A 22,036-nucleotide genomic window follows, 5' to 3' on the forward strand; every position below is an offset into this window, starting at 1 on the left:
CTCGAAAAGACAAAACCCTCTCCCCAGCCCTCTCCCACTGCGTGGGCAGAGGGGGCCTGAGCGGCGCACAGTTTGAAACCTGCGCTGCCTGGCTTGTCTCCCCTCGCCCGCTTGCGGGAGAGGGGCTGGGGGAGAGGGCTGCGGCTAACGCACCCTGCACCCTTCGTCCGGCACCACCCTCAAGGACGCTTCCATGCTCACTGCCCTGCTCCGCCCCCCATTATTTTTTCTGCTGTTGCTGACCCTGCTGGCGCCTGCCGTGCAGGCTGGCGATGCAGCCGACTTCGTTGCCGCTAACGCCGCCAAACAGGCGACGCTGCTGGAAACCTGGTCCGCGCAACCAGACGCCAATCGCCTGCCGCTGATCGAGGCGCTGCAACAAGGCCGCTTGGCGAGCGACAGCAATAAAGCCCCGTTCCTGCAAACCGACACCGGCTGGCAAGCCGCTGAAGGTGGCGAGGCGCAACCGGCGTCGACGCCGAAGAAAATCCCGCTCAACAACCGCCTGCGCGGTTTGATCGGCACCGCGCAAGCCAGTCACCAGTTGCTCGACAAAGACCCGACCGTGCGCCTGAACGCCGCCCAGCAACTGCAAAAAAGCGCCAAGCCGGCGCAGTTGGCGTTGCTCAATGCCCGGGTCGCCAGCGAAGACGACGACACCGTGCGCGACGCCTTGTCGTTGGCCCTGGCCAACTTGCAGCTGATCGACCCCAACCCGGCCATTCGCCTGGCCGCCGTGCGCCTGCTGGGCGACACCGGCGAGCCGCTGGCGCGCACGCGGCTGGAAACCTTGCTCGACCCGGCGGTTGAAACCGACGCCGGCGTGCGCACCGCTGCCGAAACCAGTCTGGCGCAAGTGAAGCGTCGACTGCTGTTCGGCGAGCTGCTGGGCCAAGCCTTTAGCGGCTTGTCGCTTGGCTCGATTCTGCTGCTCGCGGCCCTTGGCTTGGCGATCACCTTTGGCTTGCTGGGCGTGATCAACATGGCCCACGGCGAAATGCTGATGCTCGGCGCCTACTCCACGTACATGGTGCAAATCCTCTTTCAGCGCTTCGCCCCCGATGCGCTGGCGTTGTATCCGCTGGTGGCGCTGCCGGTGGCGTTTTTCGTCACGGCGGCCATCGGCATGGCGCTGGAGCGCACGGTAATTCGTCACTTGTATGGCCGCCCACTGGAAACCCTGCTGGCGACCTGGGGCATCAGCCTGATTCTTATCCAACTGGTGCGCGTGCTGTTTGGCGCGCAAAACGTGGAAGTGGCCAACCCGGCGTGGTTGTCCGGCGGCGTGCAGGTATTGCCCAATCTCGTGCTGCCTTACAGCCGCATGGTGATCATCGGTTTCGCCTTGTTTGTGGTGCTGCTCACCTGGCTGCTGCTGAACAAGACCCGCCTGGGTCTCAACGTTCGCGCCGTCACCCAGAACCGCAACATGGCCGCCTGCTGCGGCGTACCAACCGGGCGCGTAGACATGCTCGCCTTCGGCCTCGGCTCCGGCATTGCCGGCCTCGGTGGCGTGGCGCTGAGCCAGATCGGCAACGTCGGCCCGGACCTCGGCCAGAGCTACATCATCGACTCGTTTCTGGTGGTGGTACTCGGCGGCGTCGGGCAACTGGCGGGCAGTGTCATGGCCGCCTTCGGCTTGGGCATCGCCAACAAAATTCTGGAACCGCAGATCGGCGCCGTACTGGGCAAGATCCTTATCCTCGCGTTGATCATTCTGTTTATTCAGAAGCGTCCGCAGGGCCTCTTTGCACTGAAAGGTCGGGTGATCGATTGAACCAGCCAATAAGCCTTACGCTGGCGCAAAAAGCCGGCCCCAAATTGACCCTCGCCGTGGGCGCCGTGGTGCTCGCCATTCTGGTGATTCTGCCGCTGCTGCACCTGCTGCCGGCCGACAACCCACTGCAGGTGTCGGCCTACACGCTGACGCTGGTGGGCAAGATTCTCTGCTACGCCATCGTCGCCCTGGCGCTCGACCTGGTGTGGGGTTACGCCGGTTTGCTGTCGCTGGGCCACGGCCTGTTCTTTGCCCTCGGCGGTTATGCCATGGGCATGTACCTGATGCGCGAAAGTGCCGGCGACGGCCTGCCGGCATTCATGGTGTTTCTGTCATGGACCGAATTGCCGTGGTACTGGACCGGCACTCAGCATTTCCTCTGGGCCATGTGCCTGGTGGTGCTAGCGCCCGGTTTGCTGGCGCTGGTGTTCGGTTTCTTCGCCTTCCGCTCGCGGATCAAGGGCGTGTATTTCTCGATCATGACCCAGGCCCTGACCTTCGCCGGCATGCTGCTGTTCTTCCGCAACGAAACCGGTTTCGGCGGCAACAACGGCTTCACCAACTTCCGCACCATTCTGGGTTTCGACATCACCGCCCAAGGCACCCGCACGGTGTTATTCCTGGCAATTGTCGCGCTGCTCACCGCCAGCCTGTTGCTGGGCTGGCGGTTGGCGAAAAGCAAATTCGGCCGGGTGCTCACTGCCCTGCGCGATGCGGAAAACCGCCTGATGTTCTGCGGCTACGACCCGCGCGGTTACAAGCTCTTCATCTGGGTGCTGAGCGCCGTGCTGTGCGGCCTGGCCGGGGCGTTGTATGTGCCGCTGGTGGGCATCATCAACCCCAGCGAAATGTCGCCGACCAACTCCATCGAAGCGGCCGTGTGGGTGGCGCTTGGCGGTCGCGGCAGCCTCGTCGGCCCGCTGCTCGGCGCCGGGCTGGTGAATGGCATGAAGAGTTGGTTCACCGTGGCCTTTCCCGAGTATTGGCTGTTCGCCTTGGGGGCCTTGTTTATCTTGGTGACGCTGTATCTGCCCAAGGGCGTGATCGGCTTGCTGCGTAAAAAGGGGGAACAGTAAATGCGCGCCACGCCCGTACCCGAATTCATGCTCGAACCGGCTTACGATCCGGCGAACCAGAACCCCAACAGCGACGCCGGCACCAGCCGCGACTCCCTGGGTTTGGGCCGTGCCGCCGGGCCAGGCCTGGACGTGCGCCACGGCACCATCCTGACCCTGGAAGACATCAACGTCAGCTTCGACGGCTTCAAGGCATTAACCAACCTGAGCCTGTACATCGGCGTGGGTGAATTGCGCTGCATCATCGGCCCGAACGGCGCCGGCAAGACCACGATGATGGACGTGATCACCGGCAAAACCCGGCCCGACAATGGCAAAGCCTACTTCGGCGAAACCCTCGACCTGACGCGCATGAGCGAAGTGCAAATCGCCCAGTCCGGCATTGGTCGCAAGTTCCAGAAACCTACGGTATTCGAAGCCCTCAGCGTGTTTGAAAACCTGGAGCTGGCACTTAAAACCAACAAGTCGGTGTGGGCCAGCCTGCGCGCCAAACTGAGCGGCGAGCAGCGCGACCGCATTGACGAAGTGCTGACCACCATTCGCCTCGACAGCTCGCGGCAGCGCCCCGCCGGTTTGCTGTCCCACGGGCAGAAACAGTTCCTGGAAATCGGCATGTTGCTGATGCAAGACCCGCAACTGCTACTGCTCGACGAACCGGTGGCGGGCATGACCGACGCCGAAACCGAGTTCACCGCCGAGCTGTTCAAGTCACTGGCGCGCAAGCACTCGCTGATGGTGGTGGAGCACGACATGGGCTTTGTCGGCTCCATTGCCGACCACGTCACGGTGTTGCACCAAGGCAGCGTGCTGGCCGAAGGCTCGCTGGCCGATGTGCAGGCGGATGAACGGGTGATTGAGGTTTATTTGGGGCGGTAGGAAAACCCTCTCCCTAACCCTCTCCCACTTCGTGGGCAGAGGGGACTGATCGCGCTTTGTTTTGCTCCCCTCGCCCGCCTGCGGGAGAGGGGCCGGGGGAGAGGGGCCGTTGCCCTTGCCCCACCAGACCAGGGACACATACATGCTTCAAGTCGAAAAACTCCACCAGTTCTACGGCGGCAGCCACATTCTTCGCGGCTTGTCGTTCGAGGCCAAGGTTGGCGAAGTCACCTGCCTGCTGGGCCGCAACGGCGTGGGCAAAACCACGTTACTCAAGTGCCTGATGGGTCTTATCCCGTCCAAAGAAGGCGCAGTGCAATGGGAAGGCAAGCCCATCACCGAGTTCAAACCGCACCAGCGCGTGCACGCCGGAATCGCCTATGTGCCCCAGGGCCGGGAAATTTTCGGGCGCCTGACAGTGGAAGAAAACCTGCTAATGGGCCTGTCGCGTTTCCCCGGTTCACAGGCCAAGGAAGTGCCGGCGTTTATCTACGAGCTGTTCCCGGTACTCAAGGAAATGAAACAGCGTCGCGGCGGCGACTTGTCTGGCGGCCAGCAACAGCAGCTGGCGATTGGCCGCGCCCTAGCGAGCAACCCGCGCCTGCTGATTCTCGACGAGCCCACCGAAGGCATTCAGCCCTCGGTGATCAAGGAAATCGGCGCAGTAATCAAAAAGCTCGCCGCCCGGGGCGACATGGCGATTTTGCTGGTGGAGCAGTTTTACGATTTCGCCGCAGAGCTGGCCGATCAGTACCTGGTGATGTCACGCGGCGAGATCGTGCAGCAGGGACGCGGCGAGAGCATGGAAGCGGATGGCGTGCGCGGGTTGGTGGCTATCTAGCCCCCCACCGCAACCGTGTGGAAGCGGCTTTAGCCGCGATGCGTTTAACCAGCATCGCGCGCCCCAATCAAACGCTGTACTCGGGCTCGCGCTTGGCCAACTGCCGCTTCACGCTATCCAAATGCAGCCGCGCACTCTCGGCGTTGCCGATCAGCATCTGCTTGCTCGCCGCGCTGGCAATTTCATGGGACACGGGTTTTAACGGGCGGCCGCTGCTCATGGCTTTGAGCTGCACCTCGGCGGCGCGTTCAAGGTAGTAAAGGTCGTCCCAGGCCTCGGCAATGCTCGGCCCCAGCACCAGCGGGCCATGGTTTTTCAGCATCACCACATCAGCATTGCCGGCCGCGCGGGCGATGCGCTCGCCTTCGGCGTTGTCCAGCGCCAGGCCGTTGTAATGCTCGTCCACGGCCAGGCGCTGATAAAACTTCAGCGCCGTTTGCCCGGCCCATACAAACGGCTCCCCTTCGAGCATGCACAGCGCCGTGGCGTTGGGCATGTGGGTGTGGAAGGCCGCCGTGGCGCGCGGGTTCAAACGGTGCAATTGGGCGTGGATAAAAAACGCCGTGGCCTCGGGCTTGCCGTCACCCAGCACCACCCGCCCCTCGAAATCGCAGATCAGCAACGACGACGCCGTCACTTCGGCAAACGCCAAGCCATACGGATTGACCAGAAACAACTGCGGATGGCCGGGCAACACCACCGAGAAGTGATTACAGATGCCCTCGCCCATGCCCAGGTGCGCGGCCATGCGAAAGCACGCCGCCAGGTCGACTCGCGCCTCGCGGATGGCGGGGGTATTGAGGTCGGCGGCAAGCACCTCGGCGGCGGGGGCGCGGTTGAGTTCGAAGGCGTGGGCCATGGCAGGCTCCTGGTGAAGTGGGATGGGGTAAGACTAGCGGGGCTGGCTGGATTGGATAGGGGCAGATGGGCTGCTGCGATGGGCCAGATGGAATTGCGGTGAATTCGGCCCTCACCCCCGGCCCCTCTCCCGCAAGCGGGCGAGGGGAGACCAGCAGCGTACGCGGTTAGATTCCCCTCGCCCGCTTGCGGGAGAGGGGCTAGGGGAGAGGGCAACCTGCAAACGAAAAATCCCCTGACCCACCCTTTCCCCCCATCTGGCCCTACGACCCCGCCAGCGTTTATTCCTAAGGTGGCGCCATTCCCCGTCCAGCTCGCGAGGTCCGCCATGAGCACCGAGATTTCCAACGCCTACGTCCACGCCCTCGATCGCCAATTCGTGTTCCACTCCTGGTCGATCCAGAGCGCCCTCAATCCGTTGGTGATCGCCGGCGGCCAGGGTTGCACGCTGTGGGATTACGACGGCAATCAGTACCTGGATTTCAGCAGCCAGTTGGTCAACACCAACATTGGCCACCAACACCCGAAAGTGATCGCCGCCATTCAAGAACAGGCCGGCTCGCTGGTGACGGTCGCGCCCGCCACCGCCAACCTGATGCGCGGCGAAGCGGCCAAGCGCATCCTGTCCCACGCACCGGCCAATTTCAGCAAAGTGTTCTTCACCAACGCCGGTGCCGACGCCAACGAAAACGCCATGCGCATGGCCCGCCAATTCACCGGGCGCGACAAAATTCTCTCGGCCTATCGCTCGTACCACGGCAGCACCGGCTCGGCGATTGCCGCCACCGGCGACTTGCGCCGCGTGCCGAATGAATTCGCCCGAGGCCATGTGCATTTTTTCAATCCGTACCTGTACCGCACCGAGTTCTACGCCGGCAGTGAAGAGCAGGAATGCGAGCGCGCGTTGCAGCACCTGCGCCGAATTATCGAATGCGAAGGGCCGAATTCGGTGGCGGCGATTCTGCTCGAAAGCGTGCCTGGCACCGCCGGCATTCTGGTGCCGCCCAAGGGCTACATGAAAGGCGTGCGGGCGCTGGCTGACGAGTTCGGCATTGTGCTGATTCTCGACGAAGTGATGGCCGGTTTCGGCCGCACCGGCGCCTGGCTGGCGATGGATAATTTCGACGTGGTGCCCGACCTGATCTGCTTCGCCAAAGGCGTGAACTCAGGCTACGTGCCGGCCGGTGGCGTGATGATTTCGCAGCCGATTGCCGAGTTCTACGAGAACCGTTTTTTCCCCGGTGGCCTGACCTATTCCGGGCATCCGCTGGCGATGGCCGCGATCGTTGCCACGCTGGATGTGATGGCTGAAGAAGGCATCGTCGACAACGCCCGCATGATCGGCCAGGAATACCTCGGCCCCGGCCTTAAAGCGCTGGCCGCCAAACACGCTCTGATCGGCGAAGCCCGTGGCATTGGCCTGTTCTGGGCGCTGGAACTGGTCAGCGACCGGCAGAAGAAAACGCCGCTGGCGCCGCCGGTGATGGCGCAGATGAAAGCAGCGTTTCAGGCGCGGGGGTTGCTGACCTTTATCGTCGAAAACCGCATTCACGTAGTGCCGCCGTGCATCGTGAACCCGGAGCAGGTCGCGCAGGCGTTGGCGATTTTTGACGAAGTAATCGGCGAGTTTTCAGCGAAACACGCCGGCTGAAAAAAGCTCGCGGCCAAAGCGGATCGCCGCCCGGCCGCTCCCACAATTGAACGCGACATTTACCAATAATTCTCCACCGCCACCGCGCCTGGCCGGCGGGTCAGGCTCAGTTGCATGTCGCGGGTCTTCAGCACGGCGCGGCAGTCGTCGATCATTTGCGGATTGCCGCACAGCATCACCCGTGAATGCTCTGGCGTCAGCGCAAGGCCGGCCGCCTTTTCCAGCTCGCCACTGGCGATCAAACCGGTGACCCGGCCATGCAAGGCGCCGGGCACTTCTTCACGGGTAACGATGGGCACGTAGACAAACTTGTCGGCGTATTCGGCCAGGTAATCGCGCTGCATCAGGCCGGCAATCATGTCCTGATAAGCCAGCTCGCTTCTGCTGCGAGCGCTGTACACCAGCACCACGCGTTCGAAGCGCTGCCACACTTCGAAATCTTGCAGAATCGACAGAAACGGCGCCAAGCCGGTGCCCGTGCCGATCAACCACAAGTCGCGGCCATCAACGAAGCGGTCCAGGGTCAGATAGCCCACCGCCTGACGCTCCACCAGCAATTCGTCGCCGACCTGCAAGCGGCTCAGCTCGCTGGTGAATTCCCCGCCTGGCACCACGATGGAGAAAAACTCCAAGTGTTCATCATGGGGCGCCGACAGCATCGAATACGCGCGCCACACCACGCTGCCGTCGGCCTTTTGCACGCCCAGGCGCGCGAACTGCCCGGCGCGGAAGCGAAAGCCGGCGTCGCGGGTGCAACGCAGGCTGAACAGGGTGGGCGACCAGGGCCGCACGTCCAGCAAGGTTTCGCGGGTGAATTTGTCGTCGCTAGCGGTCATACGCACACATCCTTTCAAAGCCGATGGCCCAAGTGTCGCGCAAAGTGCGGCGCGGCAATACCTGCAAAGCATGGGGTTTTAGCCAGCCAAACGGCGCGCCCGGCTCGCGCCACTTTGCAGCATCGAGCACATCCGCCATCATTGCCGCCCTTGCTCTTCAGCGGTTCGCACCATGCCTGTTTTCACCACGCCCTTCGCTTCTCTCGACCTGTTCCGCCAGCCGCCCCAGCGCGACGACCCGTTGCAGGCGTTCGATGCGGCGGACGAATACCTGCTCAACCATCTGGCCGAACAGGGTCTGGCGCCCGAGGCGCGCGTGCTGCTGCTTAATGACAGCTTTGGCGCATTGGCGGCGAGCCTGGCGGGCAAGGCGCAGATTATCAGCAGCGGCGACTCGCACCTCGGTGCGTTGGCGCTGCGCAATAACCTGGCGTGTAACGGATTGCCGGCCGACAGCGTGCCATTCGTGCCGGCCAGCCAAACCGTGCAAGGGCCGTTCGATTGGGTGTTGATCCGCATCCCCAAAACCCTGGCACTGCTGGAAGAACAACTGATTCGCCTGCACGGCCAACTGGCGCCCGGCGCACGGGTGGTGGCGGCCGGCATGGTCAAGCACTTGCCACGCAGCGCTGGCGATTTGCTGGAGCAATACGTCGGCCCGGTACAGGCCTCGCTGGCCGTGAAAAAAGCCCGCCTGCTGCTGGTGACGCCGACCGATAAAGCCCCGGTCGCATCGCCCTACCCCAGCCGTTATCTGCTCGATTCGCCGCGCCTGGAGCTGCTCAACCACGCCAACGTGTTCTGCCGCGAAGGCCTCGACATCGGCACCCGCGCCTTCCTCCCGCACCTGCCAAAAAACATCGGCAGCGCCCGCGTGGCTGACCTGGGCTGCGGCAACGGCGTGCTGGGCATCGCCTGCGCCCTGGGCAATCCGGATGCGCAGCTGACGCTGGTGGACGAGTCGTACATGGCCGTGCAATCGGCCGCCGAGAATTGGCAGGCGGCGCTGGGCGAGCGGGCGGTGACGATTCGTGCCGATGATGGTTTGGCCGAACAAGAAGAGGATTCGCTGGATATCGTGCTGTGCAATCCGCCGTTTCATCAGCAGCAAGTGGTGGGGGATTTTCTCGCGTGGCGCATGTTTCAGCAGGCGCGGGCGGCGTTGGTGACGGGGGGGGAATTGTGGATTGTGGGGAATCGGCACCTGGGGTATCACGCCAAGTTGAAGCGGCTGTTTCGGGGGGTTGAACAGGTGGCGGCTAATCCGAAGTTTGTGGTGTTGAAGGGGGTTAAGTAGGTCGTAGGTTGGTTCCAAATGCCGAGACCGAGTTCGACGCCGCATTCTGGATTCCCGCCTTCGCGGGAATGACGGGTGTTAAGTTCGCGGGAGTGTTTGAGTAGACAGCCAGCCCAAACCTCCACCGTCATTCCCGCGAAGGCGGCGGTCCGACGATTCGGAATCCAGAGTCGTCAGCCGAGCACCAAACTCGAATCAAACCTCAACACCCTCCCCACCCTCAAAAATCCACCGTAGCCGACACCTTCACCGTCCTCGGCGCGCCCTGGGTCAAGTACCCGCCATTGGCCGACTCCCAATAATCCTTATTCGCCACGTTCTCCATCCCGGCGCGCAAGGTGATATCGCGCTCATCCAGCTTGAAGGCATACCGGGCGCCCAGGTCGATGCGGGTCCAGGCGGGAATGCTCAGGTCGTTGGCCGAGTCGTAGTATTGCCCGCCAGTGCGCAGCAACAGGCCATTGACGGCCAGGCCTTGCACGCCCGGCACGTCCCAGTCGGCGCTCAGGTTGTATTGGAAGTTGGGTACGCCCACGGCACGATTGCCGTCGTTCACGCCGCGCACGGTGCGTGCCGGGGTGCCGACGCTGGCCACCGTGCCGCGCAGTTCGGTGTCCACCCACGTACCGCCGGCCAACAGGCGCAGGCCCGGCAGCGGTTCGCCGAACACGCTCACTTCAATGCCGCGGTTGCGCTGCTCGGCGTCCACGCTGGAGACGTTGTTGACGGTAACCAGCTGCGGCTGCTCGATGCGGTACACGCCAAAACTGGCGCCGAAGGTTTGCCAGTCGAGCTTCACGCCCGCTTCGATTTGCTTCGAACGATACGGCGGGAACATCTCGCCACGGTTTCCCGCTGCCGTGCTCACCTGCCCCGGCGAGAGTCCTTCGATGCGGTTCGCGTAGAACGACAGGTACTCCGTGGGCTTGATCACCAGGCCATACACGGGCGTGTTGATGCTTTGGTCGTAGTCCGAGCTGCGCACACCGGTGCGGGCGTTCCAGGCGCTGGTGACGATCTGCTGACGACGAATGCCAAGGGTGAACAACACGCGCTCGTCAAAGAAACCCAAGGTGTCGGAAATGGCGGCGCTGCGGGCGATTGAGGATCCGGTCTTGCGCGGGTCATGGATATCGCCGTTGATAGTGGCGCGTGGTATGGGACTGTCGAAAGGGTCGTAGAGATTGCCCGGCAAGCGATTGGCTTCAGACGTCGACTCATTCGCGCTACGCCATTCCCGCCAGTTGCCGCTCAAGCCGAAGTTGAGTTTATGGCTGACCGGCCCGGTATCGAACGTGCCGCGCAAACCGCCAAGGGCGCTGCGGCTTTCTTCATCGCGCGGGGCGTACAAGCGCCCGACGCGTCCGCTGCCATCCAGGCTGCTGACGTACAGCGACGAGTACACGCCGTTCTCGCGGGTGTACTTGCCGCCAGCGGCGCCGTAGAGGGTCCAATTGTCGTTGAGGTCGAATTCGACAGTGGCCATGCCGAAGGTGTCTTCCATCTGCGAATACGCCCAAGGCTGGGAGTAGTTGTGGTCGGCGTCTGGCACTTTCGGGGTTTTGCTTAGCGAGGCGGGCGTGAGGTAAACCACCGAGCGGCCTTCGTTGACCCGCTGTTTCTGATAGCCAAAGTCGGTCGATACACGCAGGCGCTCGCCCCGGTAGTCCAAGCCGAACGCCACCAGGCTGAAGTGCTGGTGCTCGTCGTCCACCGCCGTTTCGCCATCGCGTTTGGCCATGTTCACGCGCACGCCGAATTTATTGTCTTCGCCGAAACGCTGGCCCAGATCGAAGCTGCCGCCGACGCGGTCGCTGCTGCTGTAATCCAGCGTGGCGCTGCGGGTGGGCGTGTCTTCTGCGTGCTTGGAGACGATGTTGATACCGCCGCCCACGCCGCTACCGCCGGGCGACACGCCGTTGAGAAAGGCGTTCGAGCCCTTGAACACTTCCACCCGTTCCACCGCTTCAGTGGAAATGATCTGGCGCGGCAGAACGCCGTACAAACCGTTCAGCGAAATGTCGTCGGAATACAGCTGCAGGCCACGGATCACGAACACCTGCGAGAAGTTGCCGAAGCCGTAGGACTGACGCACCGCCGGGTCGCTGTCCATCACCTCGCCCAGGCTTTGCGCTTGGCGGTTTTCGATCAGTTGGCTGGTGTAGCTCGACACGCTGAAGGGCACGTCTTGCATATCTTGGTTGCCCAGCACACCGACGCGCGCGCCACGGGCCACGTCGCCGCCAGCGTAGGTTTCCGGCAGGTCGCGACGGCCATCGGCCACGCTGTTGACGTTGGTTACGTCCAGCTCGACCGCGCCGGTTTCTGCCGGAATCGGCTGCACGCTCACGGTGCCGTCGGCGTCGATGCGGTAAGTCAGGCCAGAACCTTGCAGCAAGCGCTGCAGACCGTCTGCCACCGAGTAATCACCCTGTAGCGCCGGTGCCTGCTGACTGCGGGTCAGGCCGGCGTCGTAGAGCAGGCGCACGTTGGCCTGTTCAGCGAAATCGGTCAGCGCCGCTTCCAGGCTTTGCGCGGGCACGTTCAGTTCGACGGCCGACGCCGCCAGACTGGCGCAGGCCAATGGAATGGCCAGGAAAGAGTGAAAAACGCGCGGTGGCTTGCGGCCCATGGTGATGTCCTGTTCTGCCGGGTCTGTTGCTTCTGTTCTCTTTTGCGAGAACTTCGCATTTGCAGAAACAGAAGACGTAAGCGCGCGAGCTTTCTGAACCGACGCCGCCATTTTTTTTCGATTATTTTTCGCGCCGCCGCGCAGGCCCCGAATTTACTGGGCCGCCGGCTCGCGTGAAGAAACCAGCAACAGCCCCGGCAGACGCGTGAGGCGCACCGGCAAATTGCTTTCGATGGCACGCAGCAGCGCGTTCGGGTCGGCGCTGGCAAATACCCCGGTCACTTGCAGGCGCCGCGCCGCCTCGTCCAGAAACAGCACGCGCTTGCCTTGCACCCGTTGCAGTTGGGCGAACACCTCCACCAGCGGCTGCGAACGGAACACCAGACGCCCGCGCTGCCAGGCCAGACGTTGTGCTTCGTCCAGCGGTTCGAGGGTTTGCAGTGCGCCGTTGCGCCAGGCGATCTGCTGGTGCGCGTTCACAAACTGCGCGGGCTGGTTGCCGTCGCTGACGTGCACCTGGCCCTGACTGACGGCCAGTTGAACCTGCTGGTCGCCGCTGTAGTGGACGTCGAACCGGGTGCCGGTGACGCGAATCTGCGCCGGGCCGGCGAGCACGAAGAACGGCTGGGTGGCGTCGTGAGCGACCTGAAAATACGCTTCGCCGCGATACAACTTCACCTCGCGGCGGCCCTCGCTTACCGACCAATCCAGCGCCGTGTCACCGTTGAGCGTGAGCACCGAGCCATCGCTCAAGCGCACCTCGCGCACCTCGCCAGGCTGGGTGTGGTAATCGGCGTACAGGCCAACCCAGGTGCCTTGGGGCAGCCACACCGCCAGCAGCAACGCGGCGGCTGCGGCCAGCGGCAAACCCCAGCGCGCCGCGCGACGGGCCCGCCTCACCTTGACCACGTTTGCGGCCGGCGCTGGGCGCGACACTTCGCCGAGCAGCGACCACAGATTTTCCACCTGCTGCATCGCCTCGGCGTTCTGCTGCGACGCCGCCCGCCAGGCATCAAGCCGCGCATGGTCCGCCGCCGTCGCGCGCCCGGAATGCAGCAGCACCTGCCATTCGCGCGCTTGCGCCAAGGGCAGGTCGGTGGCGGGTTGGGTGTGTGTCATTGGCCGGCGTCCATGTGCTGCTGACAGGTTTCGAGGGCCTTGAGGATATAGCGTCCGGCCATGCTTTCCGAGACACCGAGGCGCTCGCCGATTTCACGCTGGGTCAAGCCGTCGAGCCGATTCCACAACAGCGCCTGGCGCAAGTGCTCGGGCAAACCATCGAGCACGTCCTGCAAGCGACTCACGCCTTGCGCGCCGCTGGCAATGCGCTCGGGACCGGGCAGCTCGGATTCCAGCTGATCGTCCATGGCTTCTTGGGTAGGGCGAGCTTCCTGCTGACGGTGATGGTCAATGATCAGATTGCGCGCGATGCGGTACAAAAACGCCCGCAGGTTGCCGATTTCCTCAGTGGGTTCCCGGCGGCTGAAACGCAACCACGCTTCCTGGCGCAAATCGGCCGCCAACTCGGCGCACTTCAACTGCCGCTGGAAAAAACGCAGCAGCTCGCCGGCATGGCGCTGGAACGGGTCGTCCGCAGAGTGAGGGTCGAGAGGCGAAGGCACGGCGGCTTCCGGCTGAAACGAGGGAAGCGCAACATACCTTTGTTGAGAATTGATTTCAAATGCGAGTGATGGCGAGGAGGCGGGGCGGCGATGGAGATCAAACGCTCGAGGCTAAAGCCTCTCCTACAGGGGATGCGTTTGTTTAACGCCGGCCTCGCCCTACGGCGTACTCATGCCCGCGGCCTGCATAAACAGGCGCAGCAAATACGACACCACGCCCAAGGCCAGCACGCTGGCGGTCCAGATGAGGACCAGCCAGCCGAGGCGTTTCCAGAAGGGTTGTTTGTCGCTGGTTTCCATCGCCGCGCCCCTAGTGATAGCCCTGATCCGGTGTCACCTTGCCGCGGAACACGTAGTAGCTCCACGCGGTGTACATCAGGATGAACGGGATGATGAACAGCGCCCCGACCAGAATGAAGCCTTGGCTCGACGGCGGCGACGCGGCCTGCCAGATGCTCACTGACGGCGGAATGATGTTCGGCCACAAGCTGATGCCCAAGCCGCTGTAGCCGAGGAAAATCAGCACCAGCGTCAGCAGGAACGGCACGTAGTTGCGGTTGCGCTCCACGGCGCGCAGCAGGGCGACGAAGGTCACCAGCACCAGCACGGGAACCGGCAGGAAATAGAACAGGTTTGGCAGGCTGAACCAGCGTTCGGCGATTTCGCTATGGGCCAAGGGTGTCCACAAGCTGACCACGCCGGTCACGCCCAGCAGCACAAACGCCAAGGGCCGCGCCATGTCGTGCATCTGCTTTTGCAAACGGCCTTCGGTTTTCATGATCAGCCAGGTGCAGCCCAGCAGCGCGTAGGCGGCAATCAATGCCACGCCGCAGAACAACGGGAACGGCGCGAGCCAATCCAGCGAGCCGCCGGCATACGTGCGGTTAACCACAGGCAAGCCGTCGATATACGCCCCCAGCGCCACGCCCTGAAAGAAGGTCGCGGTCAGCGAGCCGCCGATAAAGGCTTTGTCCCACAGATGGCGCTTGTGCTCTTTGGCCTTGAAGCGGAACTCGAAGGCCACGCCGCGAAAGATCAGGCCCAGCAGCATAAAAATCAGCGGCAGATACAAGGCGCTGAGCACCACCGAATAGGCCAACGGAAAGGCGCCGAACAGGCCCGCGCCGCCCAGCACTAGCCAGGTTTCGTTACCGTCCCAGACCGGCGCCACGGTGTTCATCATGATGTCCCGTTCGCCGTCGTCTTTCACAAACGGGAAGAGGATGCCGATGCCCAGGTCGAAGCCGTCCATGACCACGTACATCATGATGCCGAAGACGATGATGACCGCCCAGATCAACGAAAGATCGATACCGCCCATACTCAGTTACCTCTGCCCAGGTTCTGGTCAGTTTCCAGGCCTTCACCCGGCGCTGACAACGGCCGCGCCGGTGTCCGTTTGGTCCCCGGCCCGCCTTCGCGTGGCTCGCGGCCTTCGTCGGTAATCGGGCCCTTGCGCACCAGGCGCATCATGTAGCCGAACCCCGCGCCAAACAGGGCGAAGTACACCACCACGAAGAGAATCAGGGTCAGGCTCATTTGCGCGAAGCTGTGGTTGGACGACGCATCGGCCGTGCGCATCAGGCCGTACACCACCCACGGCTGGCGGCCGACTTCCGTAGTAAACCAGCCGGCAAGAATGGCAATGACGCCGGAAGGCCCCATCCACAACGCCAGGTACAGAAACGGCTTGGACTCATACAGCCGACCGCGAAACCGCAGCCACAGGCTCCACACGCCGGTCAGCAACATCAGCATGCCGAGCGCGACCATGATGCGGAACGTCCAGAACACGATGGTGGAGTTGGGCCGGTCTTCAGCCTTGAACTCCTTCAGCGCCGGCACTTGTTTGTCCAGGCTGTGGGTCAGAATCAGGCTGCCCATGTATGGAATTTCCACGGCGAAACGGGTTTTCTCCGCCTTCATGTCGGGCCAGCCAAACAGGATCAACGGCGTCGGTTCGTTGCCGACGTTTTCCCAATGGCCTTCGATGGCAGCGATTTTCGCCGGCTGGTGTTTAAGCGTGTTCAGGCCATGGAAATCGCCGACCACCATCTGAATGGGCGCCACGATCAACGCCATCCACATGGCCATCGACAACATGCGCCGAATGGCCGGGTTACCGCGACCGCGCAGCAAGTGCCAGGCCGCCGACGAGCCGACAAAAAACGCCGTGGCCAGGAAGGCCGCGATGGACATATGAATCAGGCGATACGGGAACGACGGGTTGAAAATCACCGCGAACCAATCCAACGGCACCACGCGCCCGTCAACAATGTCGAAGCCTTGCGGGGTGTGCATCCAGCTATTGGACGCGAGAATCCAGAAGGTGGAAATCAACGTACCGATGGCCACCATAACGGTGGAGAAAAAGTGCAAACCGGGGCCCACGCGGTTCCAGCCAAACAGCATCACACCGAGGAACCCGGCTTCGAGGAAGAACGCCGTGAGCACCTCGTAGGTGAGCAGCGGCCCCGTGATGGCGCCGGCGAAATCGGAAAATCCGCTCCAGTTGGTGCCGAATTGGTAGGCCATCACCAAGCCCGAGACCACGCCCATGCCGAAGTTGACGGCGAAGATTTTCGACCAGAAGTGGTACAGGTCGCGGTAGGTTTCGTCGCGGGTCTTCAGCCACAGCCCTTCGAGCACAGCCAGGTAACTGGCCAGGCCGATGGTGATGGCGGGGAAGATGATGTGAAAGGAAATGGTGAACGCGAACTGCATTCGGGCCAGATCCAGCGCCTCTAAGCCAAACATGGATATTCCTCGTCAGAAATCTGTTATCGCGCGTTCGTGGGGCATTTGGTTTAGCCCTGAAAATTTGCGATCGGTTCAGGAAATTATTGTTAGGGCGGCGTGTTACGGGATGGGCGGCTTGGCCCTGCACGCCAAGCGTGATGGCGTGTTGATGTAGGTCAAAGCCTAACGCTTTTGCGGGTTGAGGGCTGATGTGGTGGATTGTCGCGCGAAGGTTTTCCGGCGTTTAGACGACACCGAAACGTCAGCTCGGGTTAGCTCACCGTCATCCCCGCGCAGGCGGGGATCCAGAATCTCGAGTCGTACGCCCAAACCATCCATGGCCCGATATTCGCTTCGCGGCTCCCGGCCGCTCAACCTACGCGACGACTCCACTCGGCCTGCGATGAATGGGGCAGGTAGATCACGAGCCAGATCAAAAGCGTCGATCAACCGCCCCTCTCCCCAACCCTCTCCCGCAAGCGGGAGAGGGGGTTAAATGCGTCAGCCCGGCGGACGAGGTACGTCTCCCCTCGCCCGCTCGCGGGAGAGGGGCTGGGGGAGAGGGGCCGTTGCTTCACCAATCCGCCAAAAAAACGGGCGATCACTGGCCGCTTCCGAGCCGTGGCGCCCTCCCACCATGCTAGCCTCTGCCCTCCCCGCCCCACTCCCCAGATGAACTATGTCCACCACCACGCCCCAGCTGCTGCGTCATCACGTTCCGTTTCTCACGTTCTGGCTCGCCCGCGTATTCACGGCCAGCGGTTTTCAGATGCTGACGGTGGCGATCGGTTGGCATATGTATCAGCTCACCGGCAGCGTCATGGACCTGGGTTGGGTCGGCTTGGTGGAGTTCTTGCCGCGTGTGCTGTTTATGTTGCACACCGGCCACGTCGCAGACCGCTATGACCGGCGCAAGGTGGCGGCGTTTTGTCAGGGCTGTCAGGCGGTGATCGCCTTCGCGTTGGTGCTCGGTAGCACCAGCGGCGATGTCACCCGCGAGATGATTTTTGTGCTGGCCTTCTTGCTCGGCAGTACCCGCGCCTTCGAGATGCCGGCCACACAAGCGCTGTTGCCGAGCCTGGTGCCGGCGGCGTTGTTTCCGGCGGCCATTGCGGCGTCTTCCTCGGCGATTCAAACGGCCACCATCGTCGCCCCGGCGCTGGGCGGTTTTCTTTATGCGTTTGGCAGTATCTGGGTGTATGCCCCGACCACGGCGCTGTATGTGCTGGCGTGCGGGTTGATGCTGAGCCTGCCGAAGAACCAGGCCAAGCTCAGCCAGGAGCGGCCGTCAGTGCATTCGCTGTTGGCGGGTATCCGTTTTATTCGCAGCCGGCCGGATATTTTCGGCGCCATTTCGCTGGATTTATTCGCGGTTCTGCTGGGCGGCGCTACGGCGCTGTTGCCAGTATTCGCTAAAGACATTCTGCTCACCGGCCCGTGGGGCCTGGGCATGCTGCGTTCGGCGCCGGCGGTGGGCGCGCTGTTGATGGCGTTCTGGATTGCGCGCTTTCCGATCAAGCGCAAGGTGGGCCGCGTGATGTTTATTGCGGTCGGCGTGTTCGGCGTGGCGACCATCGCCTTTGGGTTGTCGACCTCGTTGTGGTTCTCGCTGCTGGTGTTGGTGATTCTCGGCGCGGCCGACATGATCAGCATGGTCATTCGCGGCGCGTTCGTGCAGCTGGAAACGCCCGATGCCATGCGCGGCCGCGTTAGTGCGGTGAATGGCTTGTTTATCGGCGCGTCCAATCAGCTCGGCGAGTTCGAGTCCGGCCTCACCGCCCATTGGTTCGGCACGGTTAACGCGGTGGTCATGGGCGGGGTCGGCACGCTGTTGATTACCGGCACTTGGTACAAGCTGTTCCCCACCCTGGCCAACCGCGAAACCCTCAGCGCGCCGGAACCGGCCGCGCCTACAACACCTTCTCCACCGTAATCGGGAATTCCCGAATGCGCTTGCCGGTGGCGTGGTACACGGCGTTGGCAATCGCCGCGCCGACGCCCACCAGGCCAATTTCCCCGACACCTTTCGAGCCTAGGGCGTTGACGATGGTGTCGGGCTCGTCGACAAAAATCACATCGATATCGCCCATGTCGGCATGCACCGGCACGTGGTATTCGGCCAGGTTGTGGTTCATGTAGCGGCCCAGGTTGTGGTCGACTTGCGTCTCTTCCTGCAACGCCATGCCAATGCCCCACACCACGCCGCCGAGAATCTGGCTGCGTGCGGTTTTCGGATTCACCACGCGCCCGGCGGCAATGGCGCTGACCACACGGCTGACGCGCACCTTGCCCAGCGCTTCGTCGACGCGCACTTCCACGAACACCGCCGAATGCGTGGCGGTGGCGTAGGGGTCGCGTTTCTCTTGGTCCGGTTCAGCGTCGACGTGGGCCTCGATATGCCCGCTGCCACTGCAGCGCACAATTTCGCCAAGGGCTACTTGCTGGCTCGGGTCGGCCTTCAGACGCAACGCGCCATCAGCGAATTCCACCTGCTCGCGGGTGGCCTCGGCGAAGGGCGAATCATCGAGCTGTTGCGCCGCTTCCAGCAGTTGTTTTTGCAAGGCGGCGCAGGCTTGCTGCACGGCGCTGCCAACCGAGGAAATGGTGAACGAGCCGCCTTGCAGCGGCGAGGTGGGCAGGCTGGAGTCGCCGATCAGCACTGCCACGTCATCGGTGTCCAGCCCCATGGCGGCGGCTGCAATTTGCGTAAGCGCGGTGTAGGTGCCGGTGCCGATGTCGGTTACGGCGCTGCTGACGTGCAGGCGCCCGTAAACGTCGAGAACCACGCGGGCGCTGGCTTTCTGCTGCATGGCTTCCCACACGCCAGTGGCCACGCCCCAGCCCAGCAGGTCGTTGCCGTCGCGCATGCTGCGCGGCTCGGGCGAACGTCTGGCCCAGCCGAAGCGTTCGGCGCCTTCGCTGTAGCACTCGCGCAAGGCCTTGCTTGAGTAGGGTTTGTCTTCGTTCTGGTTGCGGTCGCTGTAGTTTTCGATGCGCAACTTCAACGGGCAGACGTTGGCGGCGTACGCCAATTCGTCGATAGCGCATTCCAGTGCCAACACGCCCGTGGCGGCGCCCGGCGCGCGCATGTCCAGCGGTGTGTACACATCCAGCGGCACCAGGTGGTAGTCGAGCGCCACGTTATCGCAGTGATAAAGCATGCCGGACCACTCGACCAGGTGTTCGGTGAAGTCTTCGAAACTCGCGGTTTGCGCGATGGCTTCATGGCGAATGGCTTGCAGCTTGCCGTTGGCATCGGCGCCCAAACTCAAGCGCTGAATGGTGCGCGGCCGATAGCCAAACGTGAACATTTGCTGGCGGGTGAGTGCCACACGCACTGAGCGCTTGAGCTTCAGCGCGGCCATCACGGCCAAGGTCAATTGGTATTGCGGACGCAGGCCGGAACCAAAGGCGCCGCCCACGTAATGCGCCACCACCCGCACGCTGCCCGGCTCCAGGCCGAACACTTGCTCGACAAAGGTGCGGCAGTTTTGCGTGCCTTGGGTTTTGTCGTAAATCAGCAGGCCACCATCGGGTTGCACCACCACGGTGGAGGCGTGAGGCTCCATGGGGTTGTGGTGCTCGATCGGCGTCTCGTATTCCACGTCGACGCGGGCGGTGGAGCGCGCCAGCGCCGCGTCGACATCGCCGCGCGGTTCGGGCAATTCGGCAGGGGCTTTGTGGCTGTTGCCCAACTGCTCACGCAGATCGGTGTGATGGGGCTCGCTGCGGTATTCAACGTGCACCTGGGCGGCAGCCATGCGCGCCTGTTCCAGCGTCTTCGCCACCACCAGCGCCACCGGCTGGCCGCTGTAGAGAATGCGATCGTTGTAGAACGGACGGAACGGCGAACCATCGCCCGCATCGGCGTCCATATACGCCTCGTCGTAGCTGGCCAACTCCGGCCGGTTCAAGTGGCTGAGCACCAGCAGCACGCCGGGCAAGGCCAAGGCGGCGCGGGCGTCGATATCGACAATGCGGCCATGGGCGATAGGGCTGGACACCACCCAACCGTAGGTCAACTCGGCCGTGTGAAAATCCGCTGCGTAGCGCGCTTCGCCGGTGACTTTGGCGTAGCCGTCGACGCGGTCCAGTGGCACGCCCATGGGCGCTTCAAGCGGCGTGTGAAGGGCTGTAACGGTGGCGCTCATGCGGCCTCCCCTGCTTTCGCGGCATCGTTGAGGGCACGCACCACAGCCTGGCGCGCCAGTTCAATTTTGAAAGTGTTGCGGCCCAATCCGTTGGCCCCGTCGAGAAGCAAATCGGCGGCCAGGCGGAAATTCGCGGGCGTCGCCGGTTTGCCCACCAGCGCCGCTTCGGCGTCCGGGTTGCGCCACGGTTTGTGCGCCACGCCGCCCAGGGCAATACGCGCCTCGCGAATCACATGGCCGTCGATATCCAGCGCCGCCGCCACCGACACCAAGGCGAAGGCATACGACTCACGGTCGCGCACTTTCAGGTAGTGGCTGTGGGCGGCAAACCCGGCGGCGGGCAGTTCGATGGCGGTAATCAGCTCGTCCTGCGCCAGCACGTTGTCGCGTTGCGGCTCATCGCCTGGCAGGCGATGAAAATCCGCGAACGCAATCACCCGAGCGCCTTGCGGCCCGGCCACATGCACCTTGGCCTGCAAGGCAGCGAGGGCAACGCACATGTCCGAGGGATGGGTCGCCACGCAGTGTTCACTCGCGCCCAGAATGGCGTGGTTACGGTTCAAGCCCTTTAGCGCGCTGCAACCGGAACCCGGCTCGCGCTTATTGCATGGCGTGGCGGTGTCGTAGAAATACAGGCAGCGCGTGCGTTGCAGCAGGTTGCCGCCGGTGGACGCCATGTTGCGCAACTGCGGTGAGGCCCCGGCCAGAATCGCCTGCGCCAGCAACGGGTAATCGCGCTCCACGCGAGGGTGCCAGGCGAGGTCGCTGTTGCTGACCAAGGCGCCGATCAGCAGGCCGCCGTCCACCGTATCGGTGAGTTCGTGTAGCGGCAGGCCGGTGATATCGATCAAGCGTTGGGGACGCTCGACGTTCTCTTTCATCAAATCGAGCAGATTGGTGCCACCGGCAATAAAGCGCGCATGTGGCCCGGCCAACCGCAGGGCTTCATCCAGCGCCGTGGGCCGCGCATAAGCAAAGGGACTCATGCCGCGTCCCCCTTCTTGATCAGCGCCGGCGCGCTGGTTTCAAGCTCACCGCGACACACCGGCAACGCTTCTTCGATGGCCGCCAGAATGTTGTTATAGGCACCGCAACGGCACAGGTTGCCGCTCATTTGCTCGCGAATTTCGTCGCTGCTGTGGGCGCGGTTTTCACCGGCCATCGCCAACGCCGAGCAGATTTGCCCCGGCGTACAAAAGCCGCATTGAAAGGCATCGTGCTTGATAAACGCGCGCTGCAACGGATGCAGCTCTTCGCCGTTGGCCACGCCTTCGATGGTCGTCAGTTCCGCCCCATCGTGCATCACCGCCAGGGTCAGGCAGCTGTTGATACGCTTGCCATCGAGCAACACCGTGCACGCACCACACTGGCCGTGGTCGCAGCCTTTCTTGGTGCCAGTGAGTTGCAGTTGCTCACGCAGCATGTCCAACAACGTGGTCCAGGCCGGCACCTGAACCCGGCGCTGCTCGCCATTGATGGTGAAACGCAGGGTGTGCAGCGCGAACAGATCGTCGCGCTCATTTTCCAGGCCTTCGCCAGTCAGAGTCGTACTCATAGAAGCCTCACGGTAATCGGCGGGCCGCGCATGGGCGGCGGCGCAGTTGGCTGCGTCTATGGGTTACGACTGCTCCCTTTGGAAGGGGGTTCAGGGTTTATGCCAAGCGGTGGCTGCCTCGTTCG

Annotated in this window: 18 protein-coding genes; 7 read left to right on the top strand and 11 right to left on the bottom strand. The window is 63.0% G+C overall.

Features of this window, described 5'->3' with window-relative positions; translation table 11 throughout:
- Nucleotides 1-193: 193 nt before the first annotated feature.
- The 4 genes from urtB to urtE all read left to right on the top strand — a co-directional run bounded on the left by urtB (nt 194) and on the right by urtE (nt 4,570).
- Nucleotides 194-1,777 carry an urea ABC transporter permease subunit UrtB gene (gene urtB / locus AC0IW7_RS02455; protein WP_471815566.1) on the top strand — a complete coding sequence of 528 codons (1,584 nt, stop codon included), beginning with the start codon at nt 194-196 and terminating at the stop codon, nt 1,775-1,777.
- On the top strand, nt 1,774-2,853 hold the full coding sequence (gene urtC / locus AC0IW7_RS02460) for an urea ABC transporter permease subunit UrtC (RefSeq protein ID WP_463550555.1): 1,080 nt from the start codon (nt 1,774-1,776) through the stop codon (nt 2,851-2,853). Before urtB ends, urtC begins: the two co-directional genes overlap by 4 nt.
- The gene (gene urtD / locus AC0IW7_RS02465; RefSeq protein WP_471815567.1) at nt 2,854-3,729 is read left to right on the top strand and encodes an urea ABC transporter ATP-binding protein UrtD; all 876 of its coding nucleotides are present in this window, start codon (nt 2,854-2,856) and stop codon (nt 3,727-3,729) included.
- A gap of 142 nt (nt 3,730-3,871) precedes the next feature.
- Entirely contained in the window at nt 3,872-4,570 is a 699-nt protein-coding gene (gene urtE / locus AC0IW7_RS02470) for an urea ABC transporter ATP-binding subunit UrtE (protein WP_471815568.1), read from the top strand.
- Between the two features lie 67 nt (nt 4,571-4,637).
- On the opposite strand, the gene AC0IW7_RS02475 is transcribed toward urtE, so the two are convergent.
- Complete coding sequence (locus AC0IW7_RS02475; protein ID WP_471815569.1) at nt 4,638-5,429, bottom strand: aldolase; 792 nt, start codon at nt 5,427-5,429, stop codon at nt 4,638-4,640.
- Between the two features lie 327 nt (nt 5,430-5,756).
- On the opposite strand from AC0IW7_RS02475, the gene AC0IW7_RS02480 reads away from it, so the two are divergent.
- Nucleotides 5,757-7,079, top strand: coding sequence for an aminotransferase class III-fold pyridoxal phosphate-dependent enzyme (locus AC0IW7_RS02480; protein ID WP_471815570.1), 1,323 nt, complete (start codon nt 5,757-5,759; stop codon nt 7,077-7,079).
- Nucleotides 7,080-7,138: 59 nt separating this feature from the next.
- Here the strand turns inward: AC0IW7_RS02480 and AC0IW7_RS02485 are convergent, their stop codons facing one another.
- Entirely contained in the window at nt 7,139-7,915 is a 777-nt protein-coding gene (locus tag AC0IW7_RS02485; RefSeq protein ID WP_471815571.1) for a ferredoxin--NADP reductase, read from the bottom strand.
- Between the two features lie 172 nt (nt 7,916-8,087).
- Between AC0IW7_RS02485 and AC0IW7_RS02490 the strand changes: the two genes are divergently transcribed.
- On the top strand, nt 8,088-9,212 hold the full coding sequence (locus AC0IW7_RS02490) for a methyltransferase (RefSeq protein WP_471815572.1): 1,125 nt from the start codon (nt 8,088-8,090) through the stop codon (nt 9,210-9,212).
- Nucleotides 9,213-9,432: 220 nt separating this feature from the next.
- Here AC0IW7_RS02490 and AC0IW7_RS02495 read toward each other — a convergent pair whose 3' ends face one another.
- The 6 genes from AC0IW7_RS02495 to AC0IW7_RS02520 all read right to left on the bottom strand — a co-directional run bounded on the left by AC0IW7_RS02495 (nt 9,433) and on the right by AC0IW7_RS02520 (nt 16,223).
- On the bottom strand, nt 9,433-11,844 hold the full coding sequence (locus AC0IW7_RS02495; RefSeq protein WP_471815573.1) for a TonB-dependent siderophore receptor: 2,412 nt from the start codon (nt 11,842-11,844) through the stop codon (nt 9,433-9,435).
- A gap of 153 nt (nt 11,845-11,997) precedes the next feature.
- Nucleotides 11,998-12,963 (bottom strand): FecR family protein, encoded by a 966-nt coding sequence (locus AC0IW7_RS02500; RefSeq protein ID WP_471815574.1) that lies wholly within the window; start codon nt 12,961-12,963, stop codon nt 11,998-12,000.
- A complete protein-coding gene (locus AC0IW7_RS02505) occupies nt 12,960-13,466 on the bottom strand; it encodes a sigma-70 family RNA polymerase sigma factor (protein ID WP_122494624.1) in 507 nt (168 codons plus the stop codon). The genes AC0IW7_RS02500 and AC0IW7_RS02505 overlap by 4 nt, the downstream gene beginning before the upstream one ends.
- A 159-nt stretch (nt 13,467-13,625) precedes the next feature.
- A complete protein-coding gene (locus AC0IW7_RS02510) occupies nt 13,626-13,766 on the bottom strand; it encodes a DUF2474 domain-containing protein (RefSeq protein WP_463383824.1) in 141 nt (46 codons plus the stop codon).
- 10 nt (nt 13,767-13,776) lie between these two features.
- On the bottom strand, nt 13,777-14,787 hold the full coding sequence (gene cydB / locus AC0IW7_RS02515) for a cytochrome d ubiquinol oxidase subunit II (protein ID WP_122494628.1): 1,011 nt from the start codon (nt 14,785-14,787) through the stop codon (nt 13,777-13,779).
- A gap of 2 nt (nt 14,788-14,789) precedes the next feature.
- Nucleotides 14,790-16,223, bottom strand: a complete 1,434-nt coding sequence (locus AC0IW7_RS02520) for a cytochrome ubiquinol oxidase subunit I (protein WP_463550565.1) — start codon at nt 16,221-16,223, stop codon at nt 14,790-14,792.
- Nucleotides 16,224-16,884: 661 nt separating this feature from the next.
- On the opposite strand from AC0IW7_RS02520, the gene AC0IW7_RS02525 reads away from it, so the two are divergent.
- On the top strand, nt 16,885-18,138 hold the full coding sequence (locus tag AC0IW7_RS02525) for an MFS transporter (protein WP_471815575.1): 1,254 nt from the start codon (nt 16,885-16,887) through the stop codon (nt 18,136-18,138).
- On the opposite strand, the gene AC0IW7_RS02530 is transcribed toward AC0IW7_RS02525, so the two are convergent.
- The 3 genes from AC0IW7_RS02530 to AC0IW7_RS02540 are packed head-to-tail and all read right to left on the bottom strand — an operon-like array spanning nt 18,116 to nt 21,911.
- The gene (locus tag AC0IW7_RS02530; protein WP_471815576.1) at nt 18,116-20,356 is read right to left on the bottom strand and encodes a xanthine dehydrogenase family protein molybdopterin-binding subunit; all 2,241 of its coding nucleotides are present in this window, start codon (nt 20,354-20,356) and stop codon (nt 18,116-18,118) included. The two genes, AC0IW7_RS02525 and AC0IW7_RS02530, sit on opposite strands and share 23 nt — an antisense overlap.
- The gene (locus AC0IW7_RS02535; protein ID WP_471815577.1) at nt 20,353-21,342 is read right to left on the bottom strand and encodes an FAD binding domain-containing protein; all 990 of its coding nucleotides are present in this window, start codon (nt 21,340-21,342) and stop codon (nt 20,353-20,355) included. The genes AC0IW7_RS02530 and AC0IW7_RS02535 overlap by 4 nt, the downstream gene beginning before the upstream one ends.
- Nucleotides 21,339-21,911, bottom strand: coding sequence for a (2Fe-2S)-binding protein (locus AC0IW7_RS02540; RefSeq protein WP_471815578.1), 573 nt, complete (start codon nt 21,909-21,911; stop codon nt 21,339-21,341). The genes AC0IW7_RS02535 and AC0IW7_RS02540 overlap by 4 nt, the downstream gene beginning before the upstream one ends.
- Between the last annotated feature and the right edge of the window lie 125 nt (nt 21,912-22,036).

Source organism: Pseudomonas sp. AC229 (assembly GCF_979254655.1).

Excerpts from the sequence above, each read along its gene's own strand:
- AC0IW7_RS02530 (WP_471815576.1), bottom strand. The coding sequence starts at position 20,356 with ATGAGCGCCACCGTTACAGCCCTTCACACGCCGCTTGAAGCGCCCATG.
- urtB (WP_471815566.1), top strand. The coding sequence starts at position 194 with ATGCTCACTGCCCTGCTCCGCCCCCCATTATTTTTTCTGCTGTTGCTG.
- AC0IW7_RS02525 (WP_471815575.1), top strand. The coding sequence starts at position 16,885 with ATGTCCACCACCACGCCCCAGCTGCTGCGTCATCACGTTCCGTTTCTC.
- AC0IW7_RS02510 (WP_463383824.1), bottom strand. The coding sequence starts at position 13,766 with ATGGAAACCAGCGACAAACAACCCTTCTGGAAACGCCTCGGCTGGCTG.
- AC0IW7_RS02495 (WP_471815573.1), bottom strand. The coding sequence starts at position 11,844 with ATGGGCCGCAAGCCACCGCGCGTTTTTCACTCTTTCCTGGCCATTCCA.
- urtE (WP_471815568.1), top strand. The coding sequence starts at position 3,872 with ATGCTTCAAGTCGAAAAACTCCACCAGTTCTACGGCGGCAGCCACATT.
- AC0IW7_RS02475 (WP_471815569.1), bottom strand. The coding sequence starts at position 5,429 with ATGGCCCACGCCTTCGAACTCAACCGCGCCCCCGCCGCCGAGGTGCTT.
- cydB (WP_122494628.1), bottom strand. The coding sequence starts at position 14,787 with ATGGGCGGTATCGATCTTTCGTTGATCTGGGCGGTCATCATCGTCTTC.
- AC0IW7_RS02490 (WP_471815572.1), top strand. The coding sequence starts at position 8,088 with ATGCCTGTTTTCACCACGCCCTTCGCTTCTCTCGACCTGTTCCGCCAG.
- AC0IW7_RS02485 (WP_471815571.1), bottom strand. The coding sequence starts at position 7,915 with ATGACCGCTAGCGACGACAAATTCACCCGCGAAACCTTGCTGGACGTG.
- AC0IW7_RS02535 (WP_471815577.1), bottom strand. The coding sequence starts at position 21,342 with ATGAGTCCCTTTGCTTATGCGCGGCCCACGGCGCTGGATGAAGCCCTG.
- AC0IW7_RS02480 (WP_471815570.1), top strand. The coding sequence starts at position 5,757 with ATGAGCACCGAGATTTCCAACGCCTACGTCCACGCCCTCGATCGCCAA.
- AC0IW7_RS02540 (WP_471815578.1), bottom strand. The coding sequence starts at position 21,911 with ATGAGTACGACTCTGACTGGCGAAGGCCTGGAAAATGAGCGCGACGAT.
- AC0IW7_RS02520 (WP_463550565.1), bottom strand. The coding sequence starts at position 16,223 with ATGTTTGGCTTAGAGGCGCTGGATCTGGCCCGAATGCAGTTCGCGTTC.
- AC0IW7_RS02500 (WP_471815574.1), bottom strand. The coding sequence starts at position 12,963 with ATGACACACACCCAACCCGCCACCGACCTGCCCTTGGCGCAAGCGCGC.
- urtD (WP_471815567.1), top strand. The coding sequence starts at position 2,854 with ATGCGCGCCACGCCCGTACCCGAATTCATGCTCGAACCGGCTTACGAT.